1 pseudogene is annotated in these 231 nt (G+C 58.4%); it reads left to right on the plus strand.

Features of this window, described 5'->3' with window-relative positions:
- Positions 1-38: 38 nt before the first annotated feature.
- Positions 39-231 (plus strand): annotated as a pseudogene (locus AC0L3S_RS39805) (DNA-binding response regulator); the annotation flags it as partial.

A 231-nucleotide genomic window follows, 5' to 3' on the forward strand; every position in this document is an offset into this window, starting at 1 on the left:
TACCCAGGGCACCAAATGCAAGCTGGACAAGCTCCGGAATGGCACAGCAACGGCACCAAAGCGATTTGAGCGCCGAATCCACGTCGGCAAGGCAAGGTTCGCGCATCCTCATTGTCGAAGACGATCTGGAGATCGCACGCATGCTGGGCGACACGCTCACCGACAACGGCATGACTGTGGAAATTGCCGAGAGCGGCGTCCAGATGAATGCCGCGCTTCGCACCCAGAAAT

This window comes from Bradyrhizobium sp. Ken01, from assembly GCF_055807355.1.